The organism is Streptomyces sp. ISL-87 (genome assembly GCF_018614095.1).
Classification (GTDB): domain Bacteria; phylum Actinomycetota; class Actinomycetes; order Streptomycetales; family Streptomycetaceae; genus Streptomyces.
The window spans coordinates 69,457-92,821 of record NZ_JAGGOY010000024.1; the positions used below are offsets into that span (position 1 = coordinate 69,457).

The 23,365-nt window shown below is 72.4% G+C and carries 20 protein-coding genes; 10 read left to right on the forward strand and 10 right to left on the reverse strand.

The genetic code is table 11. From position 1 onward, the window contains the following. Window positions 1-35: 35 nt before the first annotated feature. Window positions 36-1,376 (reverse strand): helix-turn-helix domain-containing protein, encoded by a 1,341-nt coding sequence (locus J7I97_RS09300; protein ID WP_214932662.1) that lies wholly within the window; start codon window positions 1,374-1,376, stop codon window positions 36-38. Window positions 1,377-1,618: 242 nt separating this feature from the next. Between J7I97_RS09300 and J7I97_RS09305 the strand changes: the two genes are divergently transcribed. Continuing rightward, entirely contained in the window at window positions 1,619-1,801 is a 183-nt protein-coding gene (locus tag J7I97_RS09305) for a hypothetical protein (protein WP_214932663.1), read from the forward strand. Window positions 1,802-1,964: 163 nt separating this feature from the next. On the opposite strand, the gene J7I97_RS09310 is transcribed toward J7I97_RS09305, so the two are convergent. Both J7I97_RS09310 and J7I97_RS09315 read right to left on the reverse strand, forming a co-directional pair. After that, complete coding sequence (locus tag J7I97_RS09310; protein ID WP_214932665.1) at window positions 1,965-2,426, reverse strand: SAM-dependent methyltransferase; 462 nt, start codon at window positions 2,424-2,426, stop codon at window positions 1,965-1,967. A gap of 15 nt (window positions 2,427-2,441) precedes the next feature. After that, window positions 2,442-3,230, reverse strand: coding sequence for a hypothetical protein (locus J7I97_RS09315; protein WP_214932667.1), 789 nt, complete (start codon window positions 3,228-3,230; stop codon window positions 2,442-2,444). Between the two features lie 134 nt (window positions 3,231-3,364). Between J7I97_RS09315 and J7I97_RS09320 the strand changes: the two genes are divergently transcribed. Further along, window positions 3,365-4,279 (forward strand): oxygenase MpaB family protein, encoded by a 915-nt coding sequence (locus tag J7I97_RS09320; RefSeq protein ID WP_214932669.1) that lies wholly within the window; start codon window positions 3,365-3,367, stop codon window positions 4,277-4,279. Between the two features lie 64 nt (window positions 4,280-4,343). On the opposite strand, the gene J7I97_RS09325 is transcribed toward J7I97_RS09320, so the two are convergent. Further along, window positions 4,344-4,943 carry a class I SAM-dependent methyltransferase gene (locus J7I97_RS09325; protein WP_214932671.1) on the reverse strand — a complete coding sequence of 200 codons (600 nt, stop codon included), beginning with the start codon at window positions 4,941-4,943 and terminating at the stop codon, window positions 4,344-4,346. 205 nt (window positions 4,944-5,148) lie between these two features. Between J7I97_RS09325 and J7I97_RS09330 the strand changes: the two genes are divergently transcribed. The 7 genes from J7I97_RS09330 (at window position 5,149) to J7I97_RS09360 (ending at window position 11,816) form a co-directional block, all read left to right on the forward strand. Next, the gene (locus J7I97_RS09330) at window positions 5,149-5,928 is read left to right on the forward strand and encodes an MHYT domain-containing protein (protein ID WP_214932673.1); all 780 of its coding nucleotides are present in this window, start codon (window positions 5,149-5,151) and stop codon (window positions 5,926-5,928) included. 99 nt (window positions 5,929-6,027) lie between these two features. Further along, window positions 6,028-8,592, forward strand: a complete 2,565-nt coding sequence (locus tag J7I97_RS09335; RefSeq protein WP_214932675.1) for an ATP-binding protein — start codon at window positions 6,028-6,030, stop codon at window positions 8,590-8,592. Then, complete coding sequence (locus tag J7I97_RS09340; RefSeq protein ID WP_214932677.1) at window positions 8,592-9,035, forward strand: roadblock/LC7 domain-containing protein; 444 nt, start codon at window positions 8,592-8,594, stop codon at window positions 9,033-9,035. The genes J7I97_RS09335 and J7I97_RS09340 overlap by 1 nt, the downstream gene beginning before the upstream one ends. A gap of 17 nt (window positions 9,036-9,052) precedes the next feature. Continuing rightward, on the forward strand, window positions 9,053-9,442 hold the full coding sequence (locus J7I97_RS09345) for a DUF742 domain-containing protein (protein ID WP_214932679.1): 390 nt from the start codon (window positions 9,053-9,055) through the stop codon (window positions 9,440-9,442). After that, the gene (locus tag J7I97_RS09350) at window positions 9,442-10,089 is read left to right on the forward strand and encodes an ATP/GTP-binding protein (RefSeq protein ID WP_251058622.1); all 648 of its coding nucleotides are present in this window, start codon (window positions 9,442-9,444) and stop codon (window positions 10,087-10,089) included. The genes J7I97_RS09345 and J7I97_RS09350 overlap by 1 nt, the downstream gene beginning before the upstream one ends. A gap of 312 nt (window positions 10,090-10,401) precedes the next feature. Continuing rightward, window positions 10,402-10,800, forward strand: coding sequence for a roadblock/LC7 domain-containing protein (locus tag J7I97_RS09355; RefSeq protein WP_214932681.1), 399 nt, complete (start codon window positions 10,402-10,404; stop codon window positions 10,798-10,800). 104 nt (window positions 10,801-10,904) lie between these two features. Next, the gene (locus tag J7I97_RS09360; RefSeq protein WP_214932683.1) at window positions 10,905-11,816 is read left to right on the forward strand and encodes a DUF6397 family protein; all 912 of its coding nucleotides are present in this window, start codon (window positions 10,905-10,907) and stop codon (window positions 11,814-11,816) included. Here the strand turns inward: J7I97_RS09360 and J7I97_RS09365 are convergent. The 3 genes from J7I97_RS09365 to J7I97_RS09375 are packed head-to-tail and all read right to left on the reverse strand — an operon-like array spanning window position 11,780 to window position 15,577. Then, window positions 11,780-12,085 carry a YchJ family protein gene (locus J7I97_RS09365; protein WP_214932685.1) on the reverse strand — a complete coding sequence of 102 codons (306 nt, stop codon included), beginning with the start codon at window positions 12,083-12,085 and terminating at the stop codon, window positions 11,780-11,782. The genes J7I97_RS09360 and J7I97_RS09365 overlap by 37 nt on opposite strands. Window positions 12,086-12,093: 8 nt before the next feature. Then, window positions 12,094-13,002 (reverse strand): acyl-CoA thioesterase II, encoded by a 909-nt coding sequence (locus J7I97_RS09370; protein ID WP_214932687.1) that lies wholly within the window; start codon window positions 13,000-13,002, stop codon window positions 12,094-12,096. A 52-nt stretch (window positions 13,003-13,054) separates the two neighbouring features. Beyond that, window positions 13,055-15,577 carry an RNA helicase gene (locus J7I97_RS09375; RefSeq protein WP_214932689.1) on the reverse strand — a complete coding sequence of 841 codons (2,523 nt, stop codon included), beginning with the start codon at window positions 15,575-15,577 and terminating at the stop codon, window positions 13,055-13,057. Between the two features lie 144 nt (window positions 15,578-15,721). Between J7I97_RS09375 and J7I97_RS09380 the strand changes: the two genes are divergently transcribed. Further along, window positions 15,722-16,513: a metal-dependent hydrolase gene (locus J7I97_RS09380; RefSeq protein ID WP_214932691.1), complete on the forward strand. Its 792-nt coding sequence runs from the start codon at window positions 15,722-15,724 to the stop codon at window positions 16,511-16,513. A 161-nt stretch (window positions 16,514-16,674) separates the two neighbouring features. On the opposite strand, the gene J7I97_RS09385 is transcribed toward J7I97_RS09380, so the two are convergent. The 3 genes from J7I97_RS09385 to J7I97_RS09395 form a co-directional block, all read right to left on the reverse strand. After that, complete coding sequence (locus tag J7I97_RS09385) at window positions 16,675-18,456, reverse strand: ABC transporter ATP-binding protein (RefSeq protein WP_214932693.1); 1,782 nt, start codon at window positions 18,454-18,456, stop codon at window positions 16,675-16,677. After that, window positions 18,453-20,282, reverse strand: a complete 1,830-nt coding sequence (locus J7I97_RS09390) for an ABC transporter ATP-binding protein (RefSeq protein WP_214932696.1) — start codon at window positions 20,280-20,282, stop codon at window positions 18,453-18,455. The genes J7I97_RS09385 and J7I97_RS09390 overlap by 4 nt, the downstream gene beginning before the upstream one ends. Window positions 20,283-20,417: 135 nt before the next feature. After that, window positions 20,418-23,354 (reverse strand): FAD-binding and (Fe-S)-binding domain-containing protein, encoded by a 2,937-nt coding sequence (locus J7I97_RS09395; RefSeq protein ID WP_214932699.1) that lies wholly within the window; start codon window positions 23,352-23,354, stop codon window positions 20,418-20,420. Between the last annotated feature and the right edge of the window lie 11 nt (window positions 23,355-23,365).

The following is a 23,365-nucleotide window of genomic DNA, read 5'->3' on the forward strand; positions in this document are numbered from 1 at the left end:
CGCCGGCCGCCGTCGGACAGCGCTCGGTGAGGAGGCTAGGAGCGGGCAGGTTGCGGGTACGTTGCGCGCCGCGGCCGCTCGGGCCGACCTGCTACGAGGGCCGGTTCGGCGGCGAGCTCGCGGTCGAGGGAGCGTACGCGGGCCAGTGCGGCCGGGCGCCCCTCGGGCGGCAGCACCTCGGCGAGGGCCCGCCACACCCCCGCGTCGTCCGCGCCCCAAGGGCTGCACACCCAGTCCGTCAGCAGGCCCGGGTCCGCCCGGGCGATCACGGCGGCCCGCGCCTGGTCCTCGATCCGGCGGCGCAGCCGGGCGATACCGGGCGCGGTGGAGGCGGGCAGCAGGGGCCCCGGGTACCGGTTCAGGGCGGCCGAGACGGCGCCCGCCGCGAGATACCGGGTCACGGCGGTGAAGTCCGCGTCCAGCGGGGCGGCGGTGCGATAGGGGCGGGAGAGGAGCCTCCGGGCGCCCAACAGGCCGCGCAGCCGGGATATCTCCGCGCGGAGGGTGACAGCGGAGACGGACTCGTCCTCGTACAGGGCGACCGCCAGCTCCTCGCCCGACAACCCCTCCGGGTGATGCGCGAGCAGCGCCATGATCTCGCTGTGGCGCCGCCCGAGCGGCATCTCGCGGCCCCCGCTCACCAGCAGCGCCTCGTCGCGGCCGAGCGCGGTCAGTGTGTCGCGGGCCGCCGCAGGGTCGGCCGGGGCCGGCGAGGCCGTGGCCAGCAGGGCCAGCTGGGCCTCGGCCGCCCGGGCCACCGCCTGTACGAAGGCCAGTGAGTGGGGGTGGGCGAGGCCGTCGCCGCCGGTGATGTCGACCGCGCCCAGCAGTCCGCCGGTACGGGGGTCGCGGACCGGGGCCGCCGCGCAGGTCCACGGGTGGACCCGACGGCTGAAGTGCTCCGCCCCGAAGACCTGGACGGGTTCCCCGACGGCGACCGCCGTGCCCGGCGCGTTGGTGCCCATCGCCGTCTCCGCCCAGTGGGCACCCGGGACGAAGCCGAGGTCCTCGGCCCGCCGCAGGGTCCCCGCCTCGCCCTCGACCCAGAGCAGGCTGCCCCGCGCGTCGCACACCGCCAGCAGGTGCGCCCCGTTCGCGGCGAACGCCCCGACCAGGTCCCGGAACACGGGCATCACCCGGGCGAGGGGATGCCGCTCCCGGTACTCGCTCAGCTCCGCCTCCGCCAGCTCCACCCGGGGAGTGCACTCCGGGCTGACCCGGGCCCGCACGCACCGCCGCCACGACTTCGCGATCACGGCCCGGACCGGCGACTCGACCCGGCCGTCCTGCGTGAACGCGGTGTGCGCCTGCCGCAGTACGCGGGTTCGCTCGGCGGGATCGGCCCCGCCCGGCAGCGCCACCGACGGACCGCCCATGTCACCCTCCCGTGGTGCCGCGGTACCTGGAGCGCCCCATCGTCGTTCCGGCCCGCGGCACCGACAAGCGCTGCGTCGGCCAGTCCGCGACGACCTCGGGGAGCACACATTGCTCAAATGTGACTACCGGGGGTAGCGCACGGGTCGCAGGCCCCTTCCGGCGTCTGTGCGGCTGGGGGAACGCATGGCGGGGGCGGCACGTTGAGAGGGGTAGTGACCCACGCAGGAGGAGGTGTCCGCACATGTCCACGAGCGGAAAGATCGCGGTTGCCGGAGTCGTGGCAGCCATCGTGCTGTTCGCGACAGTCGGGTTCTGGGCCGGCCTGTTGGTCCTGATCGGGGTGCCGGCGGCTGCGTATCTGCTGCTGGACTCCTCTCAGCGGCGTCGCCTCCGGGGTATATCAAGGAAGCAGATCGGCCGCTGACGGCGGCCGGGGCGGCCCCGACCTCGACGATCCACCCCTGCGACCAGACCGTGGTGGCCCTGCCTCCGCGCCCGCACACACGGCTCGACGGCGTCTGACCCCGGGACGGCGTCCGATCCCGGGATGGCGTCCGATCCCGGGATCGGGGGCAGGGCGTCCGCGGTCAGTAGTAGTCGCGCATCAGGGTCGTCGCCCATTCCGGCTGGCGGAGTTCGCCACGCGGTCCGAACTCCGCCATGTACGGCTTGATGTCGAGCACAGGGGTGCCGTCCACCGCGTCCAGGCCCTCGACGTGGATCTCCAGGCCGTCCACCTTCACGACCCGGCAGCGGGAGACGCCCAGCCGGTTCGGCCGGTTCTTGCCGCGCTGGGCGAAGATGCCGACAAGCGGCCAGTCCGGGTTGCCCCGGGGATGCCGCGCGCCCGTCTCGACCTTCTCCGCAGGCACCCGGTCGAAGTGGTAGACCACCTCGACGTGCGAGAAGTCCGCCAGCCCGTACAGGGCCTCCGGCCCGAACCGCCCGCCGTCCAGCCGGATCACCGCCGCCTCCCGCCCCCAGTCGTCGTCGACCGCCTCCGCGCGGCCGCCCACGACCACACCAACCGAGTCCGATTCCACCAGCATGTATATCCCCCTTGTTCAGGCCGGCCGTACCGCCAAGCGGTCCAGTGCCGCCAGCAGTTCCGGCAGCTCCGGCAATTCCGGGTCCCCATCATGGGGGACCGCGAGGACCTCACTCGGTTCCTCGTCCAGCAGAACGAACGCCGTGTCGTCCGTACGGGCGACCAGCGACCAGCCCGGCCCGTCCACTCGCAGCGTCCGCGAACCCTCTCCCGCGAAGGAGGACCGCACCCGGCCGGGCGGCGGCGGCTTCTCCGTGTACTCGAACGCCTCCCTGAGTGCCCGCGCGAGCCCGGGGTGCGCGGCGGCCGCCGCCCCACCGTCCGTGGCGACGCGGTCGCGCCAGTCGCTCCACTCGCGGGCGATCTGGTCCGCGCCCATCCTCCTCTGCACCGGCCCCCACGCATCGGCCGAGGGCGGCGCCAGCGGTACCCGCCCGGTGCCGTCGGCGCCCTGCTCGGGGTCGTGCGGCTCGGGGATCCCCGGCGTCGCCACCGTCAGCTCCAGCGGCCAGCCCGCCAGCGAGACCACGATCGTCCGCTCGTCGGGGGACAGGTCGTACTCCATCCCGCAGTCCCAGGAGGCGATGGCCGAGGCCACGAGCGAGACGTCGTCCACGACGACCGTCCAGCGCGCGCCCTCCTCGTCCTGGCCGAGCACCAGCCCGTACCCGTCCGCAGCCGGCGGTACGCCCAGCAGCGAGCAGGCCTCCGGGAAGTCGTCGCCCAGGATGCTCGGGAACTGCGCGGGGGTCAGCAGTACGGCGGTCAGCACGTACAGTGAGCCGCCATCCTCCTCGTCAGACACGTAGCCTCCCGGTCGCTCTCTCGTCGGCGCACACTAACCAGCGGGTAACCGTCACGTCGAGAGCGCGCGGGAGACGATTTTCAAGCCCGCTACCTGCACGTAGAGTTGGGCACCCGCCACAGAAAGGGAGACCGGTGCAGCGTTACGACCGGCTCAGGGAGATCCTCCGGCTCGACCCCGACAAGGACTTCCTCGCCATCTACCGGCTCACCGCCACCTACGAATTCCCCTGGGACTTCACCCGCGCCCTTGAGCTAGCGCTCTTCCGGACGTACGCCGTCCCCAGCATCGGCCGCCTGCTGGCCGAGACCGCCGAGTTCACCGACCGGTCGCAGAAGCGCTACGACGACACTGCGCTGCTCCTCGACGCGGTCGTGGAGCACGGCTTCGAAAGCGACACGGCGCGCACCGCGATCCGCCGCGTCAACCAGATGCACCGCAGTTACGGCATCGGCAACGAGGACATGCGCTACGTCCTGTGCACTTTCGTGGTGATTCCGGCGCGCTGGCTGGACGCGTACGGCTGGCGTCCGATGACCCACCACGAGCGCCGGGCCTCCGCGAACTACTACGCCACCCTCGGCCGGCACATGGGCATCACGGACATCCCGGGCTCCTACGAGGAGTTCGAGGCGACCTTGGACGCCTACGAGGAGGCCCACTTCGGCTGGGACGAGGGCGGCCGCAAGGTCGCCGATTCCACCATCGACCTGATGGCCTCCTGGTACCCGGCGCCCCTCGCCCCCGCCGTCCGCGGTGCGAGCCTCGCCCTCCTTGACGAGCCGCTGCTGTCCGCCTTCCGCTACGAGAGCCCTCGCCCGGGGGTCCAGCGGCTGGTCCGCGGGGCCCTGAAGCTGCGTGGCCGCGCGGTCCGGCTGCTGCCCCCGCGCAAGGCCCCGCACTATGCCCGGCAGAACCCGGAGATCAAGGGCTACCCCAACGGCTACGACGTGGGTGAGCTCGGCACCTTCCCGGTGCCCGGCCTGGGCGGCTGCCCCGTACCGCATCCGCGCCGCCCGGCCGGAGCCGATGCCCAGCCTCCGGCGTGACGGCGACGGCCCTCATCCCGTACGTCCGGGTAAGTTCCCGTAAGCCTGCGGACGCCCTCGTGGGTCAGGGGCGACGTACCGCCAGCACCAGGAACCGGTCGTCCTCGTCGGCGTACGAGGTCATCTCCCATCCCGAGGCGGACAGCAGCGGGCCGAGGTTGTGCTCGGCGCGCAGGTCCTCCGGGGTCAGCTCGCGGCCGTGGCGGGCCGCCAGGGCCGCTCGCCCGATCGGGTGAAAGAGCGCGAGCCGGCCGCCGGGGCGCACCACCCGGGCCAGTTCGCGCAGGTTCGCCTCCGGGTCGGGCAGGTGGGCGATCAGCCCGGCGGCGAACACGGCGTCCAGTGCCTCGTCGCGCAGAGGGAGCCGGGCCACGTCCGCGAGGAGTAGCGCACCCTCCGACGCCCGCCCGGCCCGCTGCGCCGCCGCCAGCATCTGCGGAGTGAGGTCCGCGCCGAGCACCGTCCCGGCGGGCCCGACGGCCGCCCGCAGCGCGGTCAGGGCCCGGCCGGTACCGCAGCCGGCATCGAGCACGCGGTCCCCGGGCCGAAGTCCGAACTCGGCGACGGCGGTCGCGAAGGCGGGCCCGTCTTCCGGGAACTTGCGGTCCCAGTCGGCAGCGCGTGCCCCGAAGAACTCCTGCACGTGTGTGTGGTCTTCGCTCATGTGCCCATGATCCCCCACCGGCCCGGCCGCGCGGATCGTCCGGGCTGTGCGGGCTGGACGGGCTGTGTGGGCTATGTGGGCCGTGTGCAAGGTGGCACGTGGCGTGATCGAAGACGAACGTATCTCTGTCATATTCCAGCAGTTCCAGCGGCTTTCGAAATGCGCCCCTTGTTCGTGCCCTCACCCGGACTAGCGTCCCGTGGCCATGGGACACCTGGACCACGCCGCTTACGGCCTGCTGACCCCCGTGCTGTCATACGTGATGGCATCCATCGGCGCTGCCCTCGGGCTCCGCTGCACCGTCCGCGCGCTCGCCGCGACCGGATCCTCGCGCCGCAACTGGCTCATCACGGCAGCCTCCGCCATCGGTTCCGGCATCTGGACGATGCACTTCGTCGCGATGCTCGGCTTCAACGTCACCGGTACCGAGATCCACTTCAACGTGCCGCTGACCATCCTCAGTCTGCTCGTCGCCATGCTGGTCGTGGGGGCCGGAGTCTTCGCCGTCGGCTACGGCAAGGAGCGCGGCCGGGCCCTCATCCTCGGCGGCCTGACCACCGGTCTCGGCGTCGCCAGCATGCACTACCTCGGCATGGCGGCCCTGAGGCTGCACGGTGACATCTCCTACAAGCCGCTCACCGTCGGCCTGTCCGTCGCCTTCGCGGTTGTCGCGGCCACCGCTGCCCTCTGGGCCGCTCTCAACATCAAGGCCCCGGTGGCCGTCGCGGTCGCCTCGCTCGTCATGGGCGCCGCCGTCACCAGCATGCACTACACCGGAATGCTGGCCGTCGCCGTCCGCGTCGCCCCTTCGGACGCGGCCCTCCCCGGCGTCACCGCGATGCAGTTCATCTTCCCGCTCGCCGTCGGGCTCGGGTCCTACCTGTTCATCACCTCCGCCTTCGTCGCCCTCTCCCCGACCGCCGAGGAACTCGCCGCTTCGGCCTCCGTGCAGCACTTGGCGGCCGGACACGCCGCCACCCACTGAGCGGCCCCTGAGTCCCCCCGCTGAGTCCTCCCGCTGAGCCCCACTGAGCGCCGCGCCTGAACACCGCACCTGTACGTACCGCCCCGGAACGAGGAGCCCATGCGCAGACCCCGCAGGAAACCGGAAGCAGCGGCGCCGCGGCTGCCCGCGCCCCCGGCGCGCGGCCGCCGGGCACACGCCGGGCCACCCGCCGAGGAACCGCCCGCGCACGAGTCCCCCCGACCCGCCCCGGCCGCCGCCCCGCTCGGCAGGCGGCGCCTGCGCCTGCGCCCCGGCACCGTCCGCGCGAAGATCGTCTCGCTGCTGATGGTCCCGGTGGTCTCACTGCTGGCCCTCTGGGCCTTCGCCACCGTCAGCACCGCCCAGGAGATCTCCCGCCTCAGCCGCGTCCAGCGGGTCGACGAGCAGATACGCACCCCCGTCGCCGCCGCCGTCACCGAACTCCAGGCAGAACGCCGCGCCGCGGTCCGCATGCTCGCCGACCCCGCCGCGGACCAGGCCGCCGCCCTGGAGCAGCAGGCCCGGCGCACGGACGCCGCGGTCCGGCGGCTCCGCCTCGGCGACAGCCACACCGTGGCCGATTCCGGCGACTACCGCACCGAGGTGGTGGTCCGGCTCGGCGCCTTCGTCGCCGCCGCCGAAGCCCTCGGCTCCGCCCGCAAGGACATCGCCGACCGCCGGTCCGCCCCGTACGCCGCCTACGAGGTGTACACGCGCGTGGTCGACTCCGCCCGCGCCGTCGACGGCGCCCTGTCCGGCGGCCAGGACGCCGAACTCGGCTCCGAGGCACGGGTCCTGCTGGAATTCGCCGAGGCCGGGGAACTGCTCTCCCGCGAGGACGCCCTGCTCGCCGTACCGGGCCCGCGTACCGCCGAAACGCTTCGCCGGCTGACCGGCACCATCGAGACACGCCGCGCCCTGACCGCCGGTTCCGCCCGTGACCTGCCCACCGCCCAGCAGGACACCTGGCAGTCCGTGGCGAAGAGCGCCGCCTACGCCGACCTCACCGGCGCCGAGGACCGGGCCCTCGCCGCCGGCACCGGCCGCGAGTCGGGCGGCATCCCCGTCGGCTGGGACACCGCGTACACCAGCATCAGCGCCTCGTTGCGCGAGATCGACGAGGCCGCGCACGCCGCGGCCGCCGACCGCGCCGACTCCTTCTCCGAGGGGGCGCTCAGCCCGGCCGGAGCCGCCGTCCTGCTGGGCCTGGCCGCCGTCGCCGCCGCGCTCTTCATCTCCGTCCGGATCGGCCGCGTACTCGTCGTGGAACTGGTCTCGCTGCGCAACACCGCCCTGGAGATCGCCCACCGCAAACTCCCGCACGCCATGGACCGGCTGCGCGCCGGGCAGGACATCGACGTCGACGCCGAGACCCCGCCCGGTCCGCCCGCCGAGGACGAGGTCACCCAGGTCGGCGAGGCCCTGGCCACCATGCACCGGGCCGCCCTCAGCGCCGCCGTCGAACGCGCCGAGCTCGCCAGCGGGGTGAGCGGCGTCTTCGTCAACCTCGCCCGCCGCAGCCAGGTCCTCGTGCACAAGCAGCTCACCCTGCTCGACTCGATGGAGCGGCGCGCCGACGACCCGGGCGAGCTCGGCGACCTGTTCCGGCTCGACCACCTCACCACCCGGATGCGCCGCCACGCGGAGAGCCTGATCATCCTCTCGGGGGCCGCCCCGGGCCGCGCCTGGCGGATGCCGATTCCGCTGACCAATGTCGTACGCGCCGCCGTCTCGGAGATCGAGGACTACCCGCGCGTCGAGGTCCGCCAGCTCGCCGAGGCCGCCGTCACCGGCGCGGCGGTCGCCGACCTCACCCACCTGCTCGCCGAACTCATCGAGAACGCCACCCAGTTCTCGCCGCCGCACACCAAGGTCCGGGTGAGCGGCGAGCCCGTCGGGGCGGGCTACGTCCTGGAGGTCGAGGACCGCGGGCTCGGCATGGGCCGGGAAACCCTCAACGAGGCCAACCGCCGTATCGAGCAGTCCGAGGCGCTCGACCTCTTCGACAGCGACCGGCTCGGGCTCTTCGTGGTCAGCCGGCTTTCCGCCCGGCACGGTGTGAAAGTGCACCTTCGCACCTCACCCTACGGTGGCACCACCGCCGTGGTGCTGCTGCCGAACTCCCTGCTCCAGGGCGCGATCACGGCCGGCTCCGCGGAGCCCCGTGCCGCGGCTCCGGTCCCGGTCCCGGTCCCGGCGGGACCGGAACGGCAGGCCCCGTGGCCGGCCGCCATGAGTGTCGTACGGGACGACGGGCGCGGGACCCCGGCGGGGACACCGGTCCCGGACCGGAGCACCGAAGCGGAGGAGGCGCGCCCGGCCCCGGTGGCGGCGCTCCGGCCGCGCGGCCCCGGCGGCGCGGTCACTCGTACACAAGCGGTGTCGGCGACCGTCCCCGCGGCGTCCGTCACCCCCGCCGCGGCCGCCCCCGGGGTCCCCGCGGCCTCCGTGTCCGAACTGCCACGCCGGGTACGGCAGGCCAGCCTGGTCCCGCAACTGCGCGAGGCTCCCGCCCCGAAGGCCCCGGCCGGTGCGCGGAGACCCGAGGACCCGCCGGGGCGCAGCCCGGAACAGGCCCGGGACCGGATGGCGGCCTACCGGGCCGGCTGGGCCCGCGGCACCCAGGAGAACTCTGCCCACGCGGGCAGTGAAGGAGAACAGTGATGATCGAACCCCAGAGAATCGACCTTGAGGGCGTCCGCCGGTCCGGCGAGCTGGACTGGCTGCTGGACGACCTGGTCGTCCGGGTCCGCGAGGTCCGGCACGCCGTGGTCCTGTCCAACGACGGGCTGGCCGTGGGCGCCTCCAGCGCGCTCAGCCGGGAGGACGCCGAGCATCTGGCCGCCGTGGCCTCCGGGTTCCACAGCCTGGCCAAGGGCGCGGGCCGGCATTTCCACTCCGGGGGCGTGCGCCAGACGATGGTGGAGATGGACGACGGGTTCCTCTTCGTCGCGGCCGCGGGGGACGGCTCCTGCCTGGCCGTTCTCAGCGCCGCCAGCGCCGATATCGGGCTGATCGCCTACGAGATGGCCCGGCTGGTGAAGAGGGTCGGGGAGCACCTGTACACCCCGCCCCGGTTCTCGGCGCGGCCGCCGGCCGCCGGTTGAGGACGGCGGTCCGCCGGATGGAGGGCCAGTGGTACGACGCCGAGGCGGGCCCGCTCGTGCGCCCGTACGCCATGACCGGCGGGCGGACGAAACCGGGGCCCCACGGGGTCCGGTTCGACCTGATCGCGCTGGTCGCCCTGACCTCCGAAGGCGCGGACGGCACCGACGCGGCGGACGAGTCGCTGCTCGGCCCGGAGCACCGGGCGCTGCTCGGGCTGTGCCGGGCCGAGACCCAGTCGGTGGCGGAACTCGCCGCCGACGCGGACCTGCCGGTGGGTGTGGTGCGGGTCCTGCTGGGGGACCTGCTGGAGGCGGGGCACGTCAAGGTCAGCCGCCCGGTGCCGCCTGCCCAGTTGCCGGACGAGCGGATTCTGCGTGAAGTCATCGAAGGATTGCGAGCGCTGTGATGGGACTGCACGACAACGGGCCCGCCGGATCCGCAGGATCCACCGGAGCGGATGAGGAGCTGGCCGCGCTCGCGCTGAAGATACTCGTGGCGGGCGGCTTCGGGGTCGGGAAGACCACGCTGGTGGGCGCGGTCAGCGAGATCCGCCCGCTGCGGACGGAGGAGCTGCTGAGCGAGGCGGGCGAACTGGTCGACGACACGGGCGGGGTGGACCAGAAGACCACCACGACCGTAGCCATGGACTTCGGGCGGATCACGATCCGGTCCGGGCTATCGCTGTACCTGTTCGGGACACCGGGGCAGGACCGGTTCTGGTTCCTGTGGGACGAGCTGTCACAGGGCGCGCTGGGCGCGGTGGTACTCGCGGACACCCGGCGGCTGGAGGACTGCTTTCCGGCGGTGGACTACTTCGAGCACCGTCGCATTCCCTTCGTGGTGGCCGTCAACTGCTTCACGGAAGCACGGCGTTACGGGGCGAACGAGGTGGCGCGGGCGCTGGACCTGGAGCAGGGGACACCGGTGGTGCTGTGTGACGCGCGGGACAAGGACTCGGGGAAGGAAGTGCTGATCCGGCTGGTCGAGTACGCCGGGCGGGTGCACACCGCCCGGCTGCTCGAGTCGGTGGGACCGCAGGCGGATTCCGTGTGAGAACGGGACCGGGAACGGGACCGGGAACGGGAACGGGACCGGGAACAGGAACGGGAACGGGAACAGGACCGGGATCGGGATCGGGATCGGGCGGTGCGGCCCTGGAGGACGACGTAGGAGAACGGCGGCCGGTCATCGTCCACGCAGAGGGCGACCCCAGTGGGAGACGAACCACCGCCATTCCTCTTGCGTCATCTTCTTCGCCGTGGGGACATCCTCCTTGCCGGAAAGCGGCTGGTGGGGAAGGCTTGCGGCACGACACGCGGGGGTGGGCGCGGCCATGTCGGCCGCGTCAACGGGGAGGGGCTGGAAATGGCACTGGACAAGCAGCTCGACTGGCTGCTGGACGACCTGACGCGCAGGGTCCCACAGGTCCGGCATGCAGTAGTGCTGTCCAACGACGGCCTGGTGACGGGCGCGAGCGCCGGGCTGGAGCGGGAGGACGCGGAGCACCTCGCGGCCGTCGCCGCCGGACTGCAGAGTCTGGCGAAGGGCTCGGGGCGCCACTTCCGGGCAGGCGAGGTACGGCAGACCATGGTCGAGTACGACGACGGGGTGCTGTTCGTCCTGGCGGCGGGGGCGGGCAGCTGCCTGTGCGTGTTGAGCGCGTCCGAGGCGGACATAGGTCAGGTCGGGTACGAGATGACGCTGCTGGTCAACCGGGTGGGGGAACATCTGGGCGTCGCCGAGCGGCGGATCACCGGAGGCTGATCCCCCCTCCCTCTGCGGGAGTTATCCACAGGCCTCGCGAGGTGTCGTTGCTCTGAGTTACGGTCTTTACACAGAGTGATCGCCGCTCGTGGGGGAGGACTGTGATGAACGTCGGGACGCAGACGGCCGTGGGGGCCGTGGTCATGGCAGGGGTCGTGGCCGGGGGCAAGGCTGGGGTCGTGGCCACGGACAAGGCCGGGGTCGTGGCCAGGGACATGGCCGGGAACGTGGATGTACGAAGGGCCGCGCCGCCGGCGCTTCTGGTGGGCGGGGCGCAGGCCGCGGGGGAACTGGGGCTGCGCCGGGCCGAGTTGGCCCGGGCCGTTCAGCTCGGGATGGTGCGCGCCGGCCCACGGACACCTGGCGGCGCCGCCCGCTTCACACGGGCCGAGCTGGACAGGGTCAGGTCGGCCGCGGGTTTCCCGGAGGAACTGAGGGCGAGGGTCGAGGCCGTGGCCGGCGCCGACGCCGCGGCCGAGGTGCTCCGCATCAGCCCGAGCCGGTTCACCCGGCTCGCGCGCTGCGGGCATGTCACTCCGGTCGGCTACCGGATCAACCGGTACCGGGCCGTGGTGTGGCTCTATCTGGCGGCGGAGCTACGGGAGTTCGCCGCAAGGGAACCCGGAATACTGCGCGGGATCGCTCCTGAGCAGGACCGGGAACTGATGGCGGCCAAGGCGGATCTGCGCCCGCGGAAGTGGCGCGAGCGGCATGTGGGACTGCTGCTGAGACGGACCGCCGACCCCTGGGAGCGGGCCGCCGTCCTGGCCTCCGCACTCCCGGAGGACGAGGTGCGGGAGGCCGTGCCCGATCCGGCGGAGCGGATCGTGCTCGCCGCGCTCGCCCCGCCCCCGCCGTACGGGCACCCGCAGATCCCGGAGGCCGCGGCCGTGGCGATGCGGCTGTTGCGGGCTGGGCCGCAGGACGAGATCGACTGGTACCGCACCAGCCTGGACTTCGCCCTGAGCGGCGCCCGAGGTCAGTCGAAGTCGACGGGGGAGAGGGGGCCGACGTAGACCCAGGCCCCGCCCTCCCGGGAGAAACCGCTGTGCTCGTGCAGCGACCCGGTGTGCCGGCCCTCGCGGTAGTGCGCCCGGAACTCCACCGAGCCCTCCGTCTCGAACATCCCGCCGCGCTCGGTGGCGAGGATCTCCAGCCGCTCCCAGCGCTGCCCGGGGTCCAGGTCGAGCCGGGCCGGGCGGGTGGTCGGGTGCCAGGACCGGCCGCAGCAGTCCGGGTAGGCGGCGGGCAGCCCGCAGGGGCAGGGGAGGGCCGGGGTGGGCATGGGTGGGCTCAGCTCTTCGGGGACGGCTCGGCCGGCTTCGAGGACCGGGACGGGTAGGGACGGAAGAGGCCTTCCTGGACGACGGAGACCAGCAGTCTGCCCTCCAGGTCGTAGATACGGCCGCGGGCCAGGCCCCGGCCGCCGTGCGCGATGGGTGACTCCTGGTCGTACAGGAACCACTCGTCCGTGCGGAACGGCCGGTGGAACCACATGGCGTGGTCCAGCGAGGCCATGTCGAAACCGCGCATGCCGAACAGGGGCTCCACCGGGATGCGCACGGCATCGAGGAGGATCATGTCGCTGGCGTAGGTCAGGGCGCAGGTGTGCACGAGCGGGTCGTCACCCAGCGGGCCGACGGCGCGCATCCACACCGCGCTGCGCGGATCGGCGTCCTTGAGCTCCTCCGGAGTCCAGCGGAGCCGGTCCACGTACCGGATGTCGAAGGGCTGGCGGCGGGCCATCCGCTCCAGTGCCTCGGGCAGCTCGCCCAGGTGCTCGCGGATCTCGTCCGCGACCTTGGGGAGCGTGTCCGGGTGCGGAAAGTCGAGGCGAGGAGGCAGCTGGTGCTCGATGCTGCCCTCCTCCGGGTGATGGAAGGAGGCGGTCAAGTTGAAGATGGTCTTGCCCTGCTGGACCGCGGTGACGCGGCGCGTGGTGAAGGAACGCCCGTCGCGCACCCGCTCCACCTGGTACACGATCGGCACCCCGGGGATGCCGGGGCGCAGGAAGTACGCGTGCAGCGAATGGACCGGGCGGTCGCTCTCGGTGGTGCGGCCGGCGGCCACCAGCGCCTGGCCGGCGACCTGCCCGCCGAACACGCGCTGGAGGGACTCCTGCGGGCTGGCGCCGCGGAAGATGTTGACTTCGATCTGCTCCAGGTCGAGCAGATCGACCAGTCTCTCGGCTGGGTTCGTCATCAGAGGTTCTCCACTGTCGGGTCCGGCGGAGCCGGTCGCTTGCGGGGGTCTGTCAGAGGGCTCCGAGTTCACCGACGGAGGTGACCCGGATGACTGCCCGGCCCTCCTCGTCGGAGGCCGCGAGGTCGACCTCGGCGCTGATGCCCCAGCCATGGTCCCCGTTGGGGTCGGCGAAGGTCTGGCGGACGCGCCACAGGCCGTGCTCGGCGTCCTCCTCGATCATCAGCAGTTTCGGGCCGCGCGCGTCCGGGCCGGTGCCGAGGTCGTCGTACTCGTCCCAGTACCCGTCCATGGCCTCGCCCCAGGCGTCGGCGTCCCAGCCGGAGTCGCCGTCCAGCTCGCCCAGCACGTTGACGTGGTCCAGGGCGGCCAGCTCCACCCGGCGGAACATGGCGTTGCGGACCAGGACGCGGAAGGCGCGCGAGTTCGCGGTGACCGGCTTGACCTGGTCGGCCTTCTCCTGGGCCTGTTCCGCCGTCTCCACCTCCGGGTTCGCCAGCTGCTCCCACTCGTCCAGCAGGCTGGAGTCGACCTGGCGGACCAGTTCGCCCAGCCAGGCGATGAGGTCCTGGAGGTCCTCGGACTTGATGTCGTCGGGGATGGTGTGGTCCAGCGCCTTGTACGCGCTCGCCAGATAGCGGAGCACGATGCCCTCGGTGCGGGCCAGCTCGTAATAGGAGGTGAACTCGGTGAAGGTCATCGCGCGCTCGTACATGTCGCGGATGATCGACTTCGGGGAGACCGGGTGGTCGCGCACCCACGGGTGGCTCTTGCTGTACACGTCGTAGGCGTGGAGGAGGAGCTCTTCGAGGGGCTTGGGATAGGTGACGTCCTGGAGCCGCTCCATCCGCTCCTCGTACTCGATCCCGTCGGCCTTCATCGCGCCCACGGCCATGCCGCGTTCCTTGTTCTGCTGGGCGGCCAGGATCTGGCGGGGGTCGTCCAGGGTGGACTCGACGACGGAGACCATGTCCAGCGCGTAGGAGGGGGACTCCGGGTCGAGCAGGTCGAAGGAGGCCAGCGCGAAGGTGGACAGCGGCTGGTTCAACGCGAAGTCCTGCTGGAGGTCGACGGTGAGCCGGATGGTGCGGCCCTCCGCGTCCGGGGTGTCGAGCTTCTCCACGACGCCGCCGTCCAGCAGCGAGCGGTAGATGGCGATGGCCCGGCGGATGTGCCGCAGCTGGGCCTTGCGCGGCTCGTGGTTGTCCTCGAGCAGGTGCCGCATCGCCTGGAAGGCATCGCCCGGGCGGGCGATGACCGACAACAGCATGATGTTGGTGACCTTGAAGCGCGAGGTCAGTGCCTCCGGGTCGGCCGCGATGAGCTTCTCGAAGGTGGTGTCGGACCACGCGACGAAGCCCTCGGGGGCCTTCTTGCGGACCACCTTGCGGCGCTTCTTCGGGTCGTCGCCCGCCTTCGCCAGGGCCTTCTCGTTCTCGATGACGTGCTCGGGCGCCTGGGCGACCACATAGCCCGCGGTGTCGAAGCCGGCCCGGCCGGCCCGGCCGGCGATCTGGTGGAACTCGCGGGCGCGCAGCGTGCGGACCCGGTTGCCGTCGTACTTGGTGAGCGCGGTGAACAGCACCGTGCGGATCGGGACGTTGACGCCGACGCCGAGGGTGTCGGTACCGCAGATGACCTTCAGCAAACCGGCCTGCGCGAGCTTCTCGACCAGCCGCCGGTACTTGGGCAGCATGCCCGCGTGGTGGACACCGATGCCGTGCCGGACGTAGCGGGAGAGGTTCTGGCCGAACTTGGTGGTGAAGCGGAAGTTGCCGATCAGCTCGGCGATCTTGTCCTTCTCCTCGCGGGTGCACATGTTGATGCTCATCAGCGACTGCGCCCGCTCGACCGCCTGGGCCTGGGTGAAGTGCACGATGTACACCGGGGCCTGCCGGGTCTCCAGCAGCTCGGTGATGGTGTCGGTGATGGGCGTGGTGACGTACTCGTACGACAGCGGGACGGGACGCGTCGCGGAGCGGACCATCGAGGTCGGCCGGCTGGTGCGCCGGGTCAGGTCCTCCTCGAACCGCTTCATGTCGCCGAGGGTCGCCGACATCAGGACGAACTGCGCCTGCGGCAGCTCCAGCAGAGGGATCTGCCAGGCCCATCCGCGGTCCGGCTCGGCATAGAAGTGGAACTCGTCCATCACGACCTGGCCGATGTCGGCGTACTTGCCGTCGCGCAGGGCGATGGAGGCCAGCACCTCGGCGGTGCAGCAGATCACCGGGGCGTCCGCGTTCACGGAGGCGTCGCCGGTCAGCATGCCGACGTTCTCGGTGCCGAAGAGCTTGCACAGGTCGAAGAACTTCTCCGAAACCAGCGCCTTGATCGGAGCGGTGTAGAAAGTGACCTTGTCCTGGGCCAGCGCGGTGAAGTGGGCGCCCGCCGCGACCAGGCTCTTGCCGGAGCCGGTCGGCGTGGAAAGGATCACGTTGGCCCCGGAGACGACCTCGATCAGTGCCTCCTCCTGCGCCGGATACAGGGTGATGCCCTGGTCCTCCGCCCACGAGGAGAAAGCCTCGAAGAGGGCATCGGGGTCGGCGGTCGGCGGGAGCTGATCAATGAGGGTCACACCCCCCATCTTGCCTGGCTTCCCCCCGGATCAGGGAACCGGCGGACGGGAGGAAGATCACCGCCGGTACGCTGTGCCGTTGACCGGGCCCGAATGAAACCGTCAACAGGGCCCGAACACCACAGAACTGGGGCGGGAACGAGCATGATGGGTCCGGCGCACTCACTGTCCGGGGCAGCGGCCTGGCTGGGGGTGGGAGCCGCCACCGCGGCCGCCGGACACCCGATGCCGTGGCCGGTCCTCGTCGTCGGCGCGCTCATCTGCGCCGGCGCCGCCCTCGCCCCCGACCTCGACCACAAGTCGGCGACGATCTCGCGCGCCTTCGGACCGCTCTCCCGGGGCCTGTGCGAGGTCGTCGACAAGATCTCCTACGCCGTCTACAAGGCCACCCGGGCCCCGAAGGACGCCCGCCGCACCGGCGGACATCGCACCCTGACGCACACCTGGCTCTGGGCCGTCCTGATCGGCGGCGGCTCCTCCGCGCTCGCAGTCACTGCCGACCGCTGGGGTGTGCTGGCCCTGCTCTTCGTCCACCTGGTCCTGGCCGTCGAGGGCCTGCTGTGGCGGGCCGCGCGGATGTCCAGCGACATCCTGGTGTGGCTGCTCGGTGCGACCAGCGCCTGGATACTGGCCGGAGTTCTCGACCAGCCCGGCAACGGCGCGGGCTGGCTGTTCACCGGCCCCGGCCAGGAGTACCTCTGGCTCGGCCTGCCGATCCTGCTCGGCGCGCTGGTCCACGACATCGGCGACGCGCTCACCGTCTCCGGCTGCCCGATCCTGTGGCCCCTCCCCATCGCCGGGAAGCGCTGGTACCCGATCGGCCCGCCGAAGATGATGCGTTTCCGCGCGGGCAGCTGGGTGGAGCTCAAGGTCCTCATGCCGGTGTTCATGCTGCTCGGCGGTTTGGGCGGCGCCGCGGCCCTCGACTTCATCTAGGAGGCTCTTGAAAATCTTGCTCCGGCCGACCGATTCACCCNNATCTTCATCAGACTCCTAGACGACGCCTTCACGGCTGGCCGGCCGGACCCCGGACGAGCCGGGCCCCGGCCCCCGCCGCTGCGGGGGCCGGGGCCCGGCTCCGGGAACATCGGGTCACGTCACCCGTGCCAGGACCGCCACAGCGCCGCGTACGCGCCGTCGGCCGCCACGAGGTCGTCGTGGGAGCCCAGCTCGGTGATCCGGCCGCCCTCCACCACCGCGATCACATCCGCGTCGTGCGCGGTGTGTAGGCGGTGGGCGATCGCGATGACCGTACGGCCGTCCAGCACCCGGGCCAGCGAGCGCTCCAGGTGCCGCGCCGCCCGCGGGTCGAGCAGCGAGGTGGCCTCGTCCAGCACCAGCGTGTGCGGGTCCGCCAGCACCAGCCGGGCCAGCGCGATCTGCTGCGCCTGCGCCGGGGTCAGCGCGTTGCCACCGGAGCCGACCTCGGTGTCCAGCCCGGACTCCAGGGCCCGGGCCCAGCCGTCCGCGTCCACCGCGCTCAGCGCCGCCCACAGCTCGGTGTCCGAGGCTCCCGTCCGGGCCAGCCGGAGGTTGTCCCGCAGCGAGCCCACGAACACGTGGTGCTCCTGGTTGACCAGCGCCACGTGCTCGCGCACCCGCTCCGCCGGCATGTGCGCCAGCCGTGCTCCGCCGAGCGTCACCTCGCCCGTCCGAGGCGCGTAGATGCCCGCCAGCAGCCGCCCCAGCGTGGACTTGCCCGCGCCGGAGGGGCCGACCAGCGCCATCCGGGTGCCCGGCGGCACGGACATCGACACCTGGTGCAGTACGTCCACGCCCTCGCGGTAGCCGAAGTGCACCTCCTGCGCCCGCACGGCCCGCCCCTCGGGGGACACGGCGGCGTCACCCGCGTCGGGCTCGATCTCCCGGACGCCCACCAGGCGGGCCAGCGAGACCTGGGCGATCTGCAGTTCGTCGTACCAGCGCAGGATCAGCCCGATCGGGTCGACCATCATCTGCGCCAGCAGCGCGCCCGTGGTCAGCTGCCCCACCGACATCCAGCCCTGGAGGACGCAGTAGCCGCCGATCATCAGCACGGAGCCCAGGATCGTCACGAAGGTGACGTTGATGACGGGGAAGAGGACCGTCCGCAGGAACAGCGTGTACCGCTCCCACGCCGTCCACTCCTTGATCCGCCGCTCCGACATCGCGATCCGGCCCGGGCCGAGGCGGTGTGCCTCGATGGTGCGGCCCGCGTCCACCGTCTCCGTGAGAGCCGCCGCGACCGCCGCGTACCCGGCGGCCTCCGAGCGGTACGCCGACGGCGCCCGCCTGAAGTACCAGCGGCAGCCGATGACCAGGACCGGCAGTGCCACCAGCGCGGCCAGCGCCAGCGGGGGCGCGGTCACCGCGAGCGCCCCGAAGAGCAGCCCCGCCCAGACCACGCCGATGGCCAGCTGAGGCACGGCCTCGCGCATCGCGTTGGCCAGCCGGTCGATGTCGGTGGTGATCCGCGACAGCAGGTCGCCGGTGCCCGCCCGCTCCAGCACACCGGGCGGCAGACCCACCGAGCGGACCAGGAAGTCCTCGCGGAGGTCGGCCAGCATCTCCTCGCCGAGCATCGCCCCGCGCAGCCGGACCAGCCGGACGAAGAACGTCTGGACGGCGAGCGCCAGCGCGAACAGCAGCGCCACGCGCCCCAGATCGAGCTCGCGCGCCCCCGCAGCGAGATCGTCCACGACCCCGCCCAGCAGGTACGGGCCGACCATGGACGCGATCACCGCGACCGCGTTGACCGTCACCAGCACCACGAAGGCCCGCCGGTGCCGGAGGAACAGGTCGCGGACATAGCCCCGTACGGTCGCGGCCGTGCCCACGGGCAGGGTCGCGGCCGACTCGGGGGCCGCCGGATCGTACTGCGGCGGCGCCACGCCGATCATGCGGATTCCTCGATCTCTGTGAGTACTTCTCCGAGTTGGTCCAGGTGAAGGTGGGCGACCCGTTGTTCCTCATCGGTCTCGCGGGTGACGACCGCCCGGTAGAGGGGTTCGCCGTGCAGCAGCTCGCGGTGCGTTCCGACCGCCGCGACGGCGCCCTCGTGGATGAGGACGACCCGGTCCGCGCGGTCCAGCAGCAGCGGCGAGGACGCCAGTACCACCGTGGTGCGTCCCGCGCGCAGGGCCGCGATCCCGTCCGCGATCCGCGCTTCGGTGTGCGAGTCGACCGCCGAGGTCGGCTCGTCCAGCACCAGTACCTCCGGATCGGTGACCAGCGACCGTGCCAGCGCGAGCCGCTGGCGCTGCCCGCCGGACAGTGACCGGCCGCGCTCGGTGATCCGCGCCAGCATCGGGTCGGTCACCCCGTCCGGCGCCGACTGCAGCAGCGCGTCCAGGACGTCCGCGCACTGGGCCGCGGCCAGCGCCGCCGCGTAGTCCACCGACCCGGACCCCGGTACGTCGAACAGCTCGCTCAGCGTCCCGGACAGCAGCACCGGGTCCTTGTCCTGTACGAGGACCAGCGTGCGCGCCGTGTCCAGCGCGAGCTCGTCCAGCGCGACCCCGCCCAGCAGGACGGCGCGACCGGTGTTGCCGTCCATGGGGTGGCCGCCGAGCCGTTCCGCGAGCCGGCCCGCCAGGTCCGGGTCCCCGCACACGACGGCGGTGAACCGGCCCGCCGGAGCCAGCAGTCCGGTCTCGGGGTCGTACAGGTCGCCCCCCGGAGCCGGCGCGTCCGGAACCTCGGCGTCCGTCGGCCGCTCCGCATCGGCGTCCGTACGCGTCAGGGACAGCACCCGGGCGGCCCGCTTGGCGGAGGGCCGGGAGAAGGAGTACGCCATGGCGATCTCCTCGAAGTGCCGCAGCGGGTAGAGCATCGTGGCCACCGCGCTGAACGCCGCGACGAGTTCACCGACCGCCAGGCGGCCGTCCAGCACGAGCGTGGAGCCGTACCAGACCACCGTGATCAGCAGCGCGCCCGGGAGCAGCACCTGGATCGCCGAGATCAGCGCCCACATCCGGGCGCTGCGCACGGCCGCCTTGCGCACGTCCTGCGAGGCCTCGCGGTAGCGGCCGAGAAACAGCTCCTCGCCGCCGATGCCGCGCAGCACGCGCAGGCCCGCGACGGTGTCGGAGGCCAGCTCGGTGGCCTTGCCCGCCTTCTCCCGCTGGATGTCGGCGCGTTTGGTGGCGCGCGGCAGCAGCGGCAGCACGGCCAGGGCGAGCACCGGCACGCCGACGGCCACGACCACGCCGATTGCGGGCGCGTAGAACAGCAGGCCGACGCAGATGAGGACGACGGCGAAGGCGGCGGCGAGGAAGCGGGAGACCGCCTCGACGAACCAGCCGATCTTCTCCACGTCGCCGGTGGAGACCGCGACCACTTCACCCGCCGCGACCCGCCGAGTCAGGGCGGAGCCCAGCTCGGCGGTCTTGCGGGCGAGCAGCTGCTGCACCCGGGCGGCAGCGGTGATCCAGTTGGTGACGGCGGTCCGGTGCAGCATCGAGTCGCCGACGGAGATGGCGGCGCCGATCAGCAGGATCAGTGCGCCGACCAGCAGCAGCCGGTTCCCGTCGCCGTCGACCACCGCGTCGACACCCAGGCCGACCGCGTACGGCAGCCCGGCGATGCCGCAGAAGTGCAGCATCCCCCAGCACAGGCTCTTGAGCTGTCCGCCGAGTTGGCCCCGCCCCAGCCACAGCAGGAAACGGGGGCCGGAGCGAGCGTCGGGTACCCCAGGGTCCGGATACGGAAGATCGCTGATCTGCATGACGCCCCATGACTGGTCGAGTGGTTCAAACCGTGCAAGGTTCGCCTTCCGGACCGGTCCAAGGCAATTGATTTTGCGTTGGCCAAGGCCTCACGCAGTGAGGCTTACGGCCCTGCCCGTGGACGTACCGCCTGCTCAGGGGCGCGTCGCGCGCTCCAGTTCGAGCAGCGCCGAGTAATAGCTGCGCCCGGTGGCGCGATCCATGCCCACCTCGCACATCCGGTTGGCCGACAGATGCGCGTCGAACTCACGCGCCGTCACCTCCGCCGCCTCGCGCGCCGTCGCCGAGGCCGTCAGCTCCGGGTGCAGCATGCCCCGGTCGCCCGCGAAGGCGCAGCAGCCGGCGTCGTAGGGCACCACCACCTCCTCCGCACAGGCCTCGGCGACCACCCGCAGCTGCGCCTCGTCACCCAAGTGCTGCATGGAGCAGGTGGGATGGAGCACCGCCGAGCCGACCGTGCGCCGGATCTCCAGGTGCGGCAGCAGCTCCTCCGCCGCCCACACGATTGAGTCGACGATGGTGAGATCCGCGTGCAGCGCCCGGTTGTCGTCGGTCAGGAACGGGACCACCTCGTGTGCGATGCCCAGGGTGCAGGAGGACGCGTCGACCACCAGCGGCAGCCGTCCGCCGGCCGTCCAGCCCCAGGCGGCCTCGACGATCCGGTTGGCCATCACCCGGTTCCCGGCCTCGTAGCCCTTGGAATGCCAGATCGTCGCGCAGCAGGTGCCGGTCACATCGCGGGGGATCCACACCGGCTTCCCGGCCCGCTCGGAGACCGCCACCACCGCCTCCGGCAGGGAGGGGCCGGGCCGGTCGGCGGGCCCGCCGAAGATCCGGTTGACGCAGGCCGGGTAGTACACGGCCGCCGCGCCCACCCGCCGGGTCGCGGGCGGTTTCCGGGCGGCGGCGCCGGGGATCTGCGGCAGCCACTGCGGAACCAGGTCCGGACGTACGGCCTTGCGCGCGGCCCCGGTGAGCGCCCCCAGCAGGCGGTCCCCGACCCGGTCGGTGACCTTGTCGGCGGTGGTCACGGCCAGCCGGGCGGCCGCCTCGACCGTACGGAAGCGCCGGGCGGCCAGCCAGGCGGCCCGCTCCTCGCGCGGGCTGTGCCGGCGGTGGCGGAAATCCCTCATCAGCGCGCCGGTGTCGATCCCGACCGGGCAGGCGAGCTTGCAGGTGGAGTCACCCGCGCAGGTGTCCACCGCGTCGTATCCGTAGGCGTCCAGCAGCCCCGCCAGCACGGGGGAGCCCGGCTGTTGGCGCATCATCTCCCGGCGCAGCACGATGCGCTGGCGCGGAGTGGTCGTCAGGTCCTCGCTGGGGCAGGTCGGTTCGCAGAATCCGCACTCGATGCACGGGTCGGCCACCGCCTCCACCCGCGGAATCGTTTTCAGGCCGCGCAGATGCCCGTGCGGGTCGCGGTCGAGCAGGATCCGCGGGGCGAGCACCCCGTCCGGATCCACGACCCGCTTGGTGCGCCACATCAGCTCGGTGGCCCGGGGTCCCCATTCCAGTTCGAGGAAGGGTGCCATATTGCGGCCGGTGGAGTGCTCGGCCTTCAGGGAGCCGTCGAACCGCTCCACGGTCAGCCGGCAGAACGCGTCCATGAACGCGGCGTACCGCTCGACGTCGGCGGGCTCGGCGGCGTCGAAGGCGAGCAGGAAATGCAGGTTGCCGTGGGCCGCGTGCCCGGCGACGGCCGCGTCGAAGCCGTGCTCCGCCTGGAGTTCGAGGAGGGCCTCGCAGGCCTCGGCAAGGCGGGACGGCGGTACCGCGAAGTCCTCGGTGATCAGCGTGGTGCCGGAGGCGCGGGCTCCGCCGACGGCGGTGACGAAGGCCTTGCGAGCCTTCCAGTAGCCGTTGACGGTCTTCGGGTCGCGGGTGAAGGTGTTGGTGACCGAGGGCACCGGCGCGATCAGGTCCAGCCCGGCGAGGACCTCGGCGGCGCGCCTCTCGTACTCTGCGCGGCCCGCCTCGTCCGGAGCGCGGAATTCCACCAGCAGCGCGGTGGTGTCCTTGGGCAGCCCGGCCCAGTCGGCGGGCACGCCCGCGACGCTGACCGAGGCGCGCAGGGTGTTGCCGTCCATCAGCTCGACGGCGAGGGCGCCCGCCTCGTTGAACCGGGGCACGGCCGCTGCCGCGGCGGGCAGGGACGGGAAGAACAGCATGGCGGTGGTGAGTTCGCGGTCGAGCGGGAGGCTGTCGAAGACGACCTCGGAGATGAAGCCGAGGGTGCCCTCCGAGCCGACCATCAGCCCGCGCAGGATCTCGACGGGGGTGGTGCCGTCCAGGTAGGCGTCGAGGCGGTAGCCCGTGGTGTTCTTGATCTCGTACTTGGCGCGGATCCGGGCCACCAGCTCCGGGTCGGCCTCGATCTCGTGCTTGATGTCCATCAGCCCGTGGCACAGGTCCGGTTCGGCGCGCGCCAGCTCCTCGTCGGCCAGCGGGTCGGCGGTGTCCACGACGGTGCCGCTCGGCAGTACGAGGGTGAGCGAGGACAGCGTGCGGTACGAGTTCCTCGTGGTCCCCGCGGTCATGCCGGAGGAGTTGTTCGCGACGACGCCGCCGAGGGTGCAGGCGATGGCGCTGGCCGGGTCGGGGCCGAGGATCCGGCCGTGGCGGGCGAGGGCGGCATTGGCCCGCAGGACGGTGGTGCCGGGCTGGATCCGGGCGCGCAGGCCGTCCTCCAGCACCTCGACGCCGGCCCAGTGGCGGCGGACGTCGACCAGGATGTCCTCTCCTTGGGCCTGGCCGTTGAGCGAGGTTCCGGCGGCGCGGAAGACCACCTCGCGCTGGTGGCCGTGGGCGTACGAGAGGACGGTGGAGATGTCATCGATGTCCTCGGCGATCACGACGACCTGCGGCACGAACCGGTACGGGGAGGCGTCGGAGGCGTAGCGGACCAGGTCGGAGATCTTCCACAGCACCTTCTCGGCGCCCAGCAGCGCGGTCAGCTCCGTGCGCAGCAGCTCCGGGGTGCCGGAGGCCAGCCGCTCGGGCACCCGGTCGGGTGCGGGGCCGCTGACGGTGTGGGGGCGCAGGGCTCCCGGCTTCGGTTCCAGCAGCGGCATGCGGGCCCCCT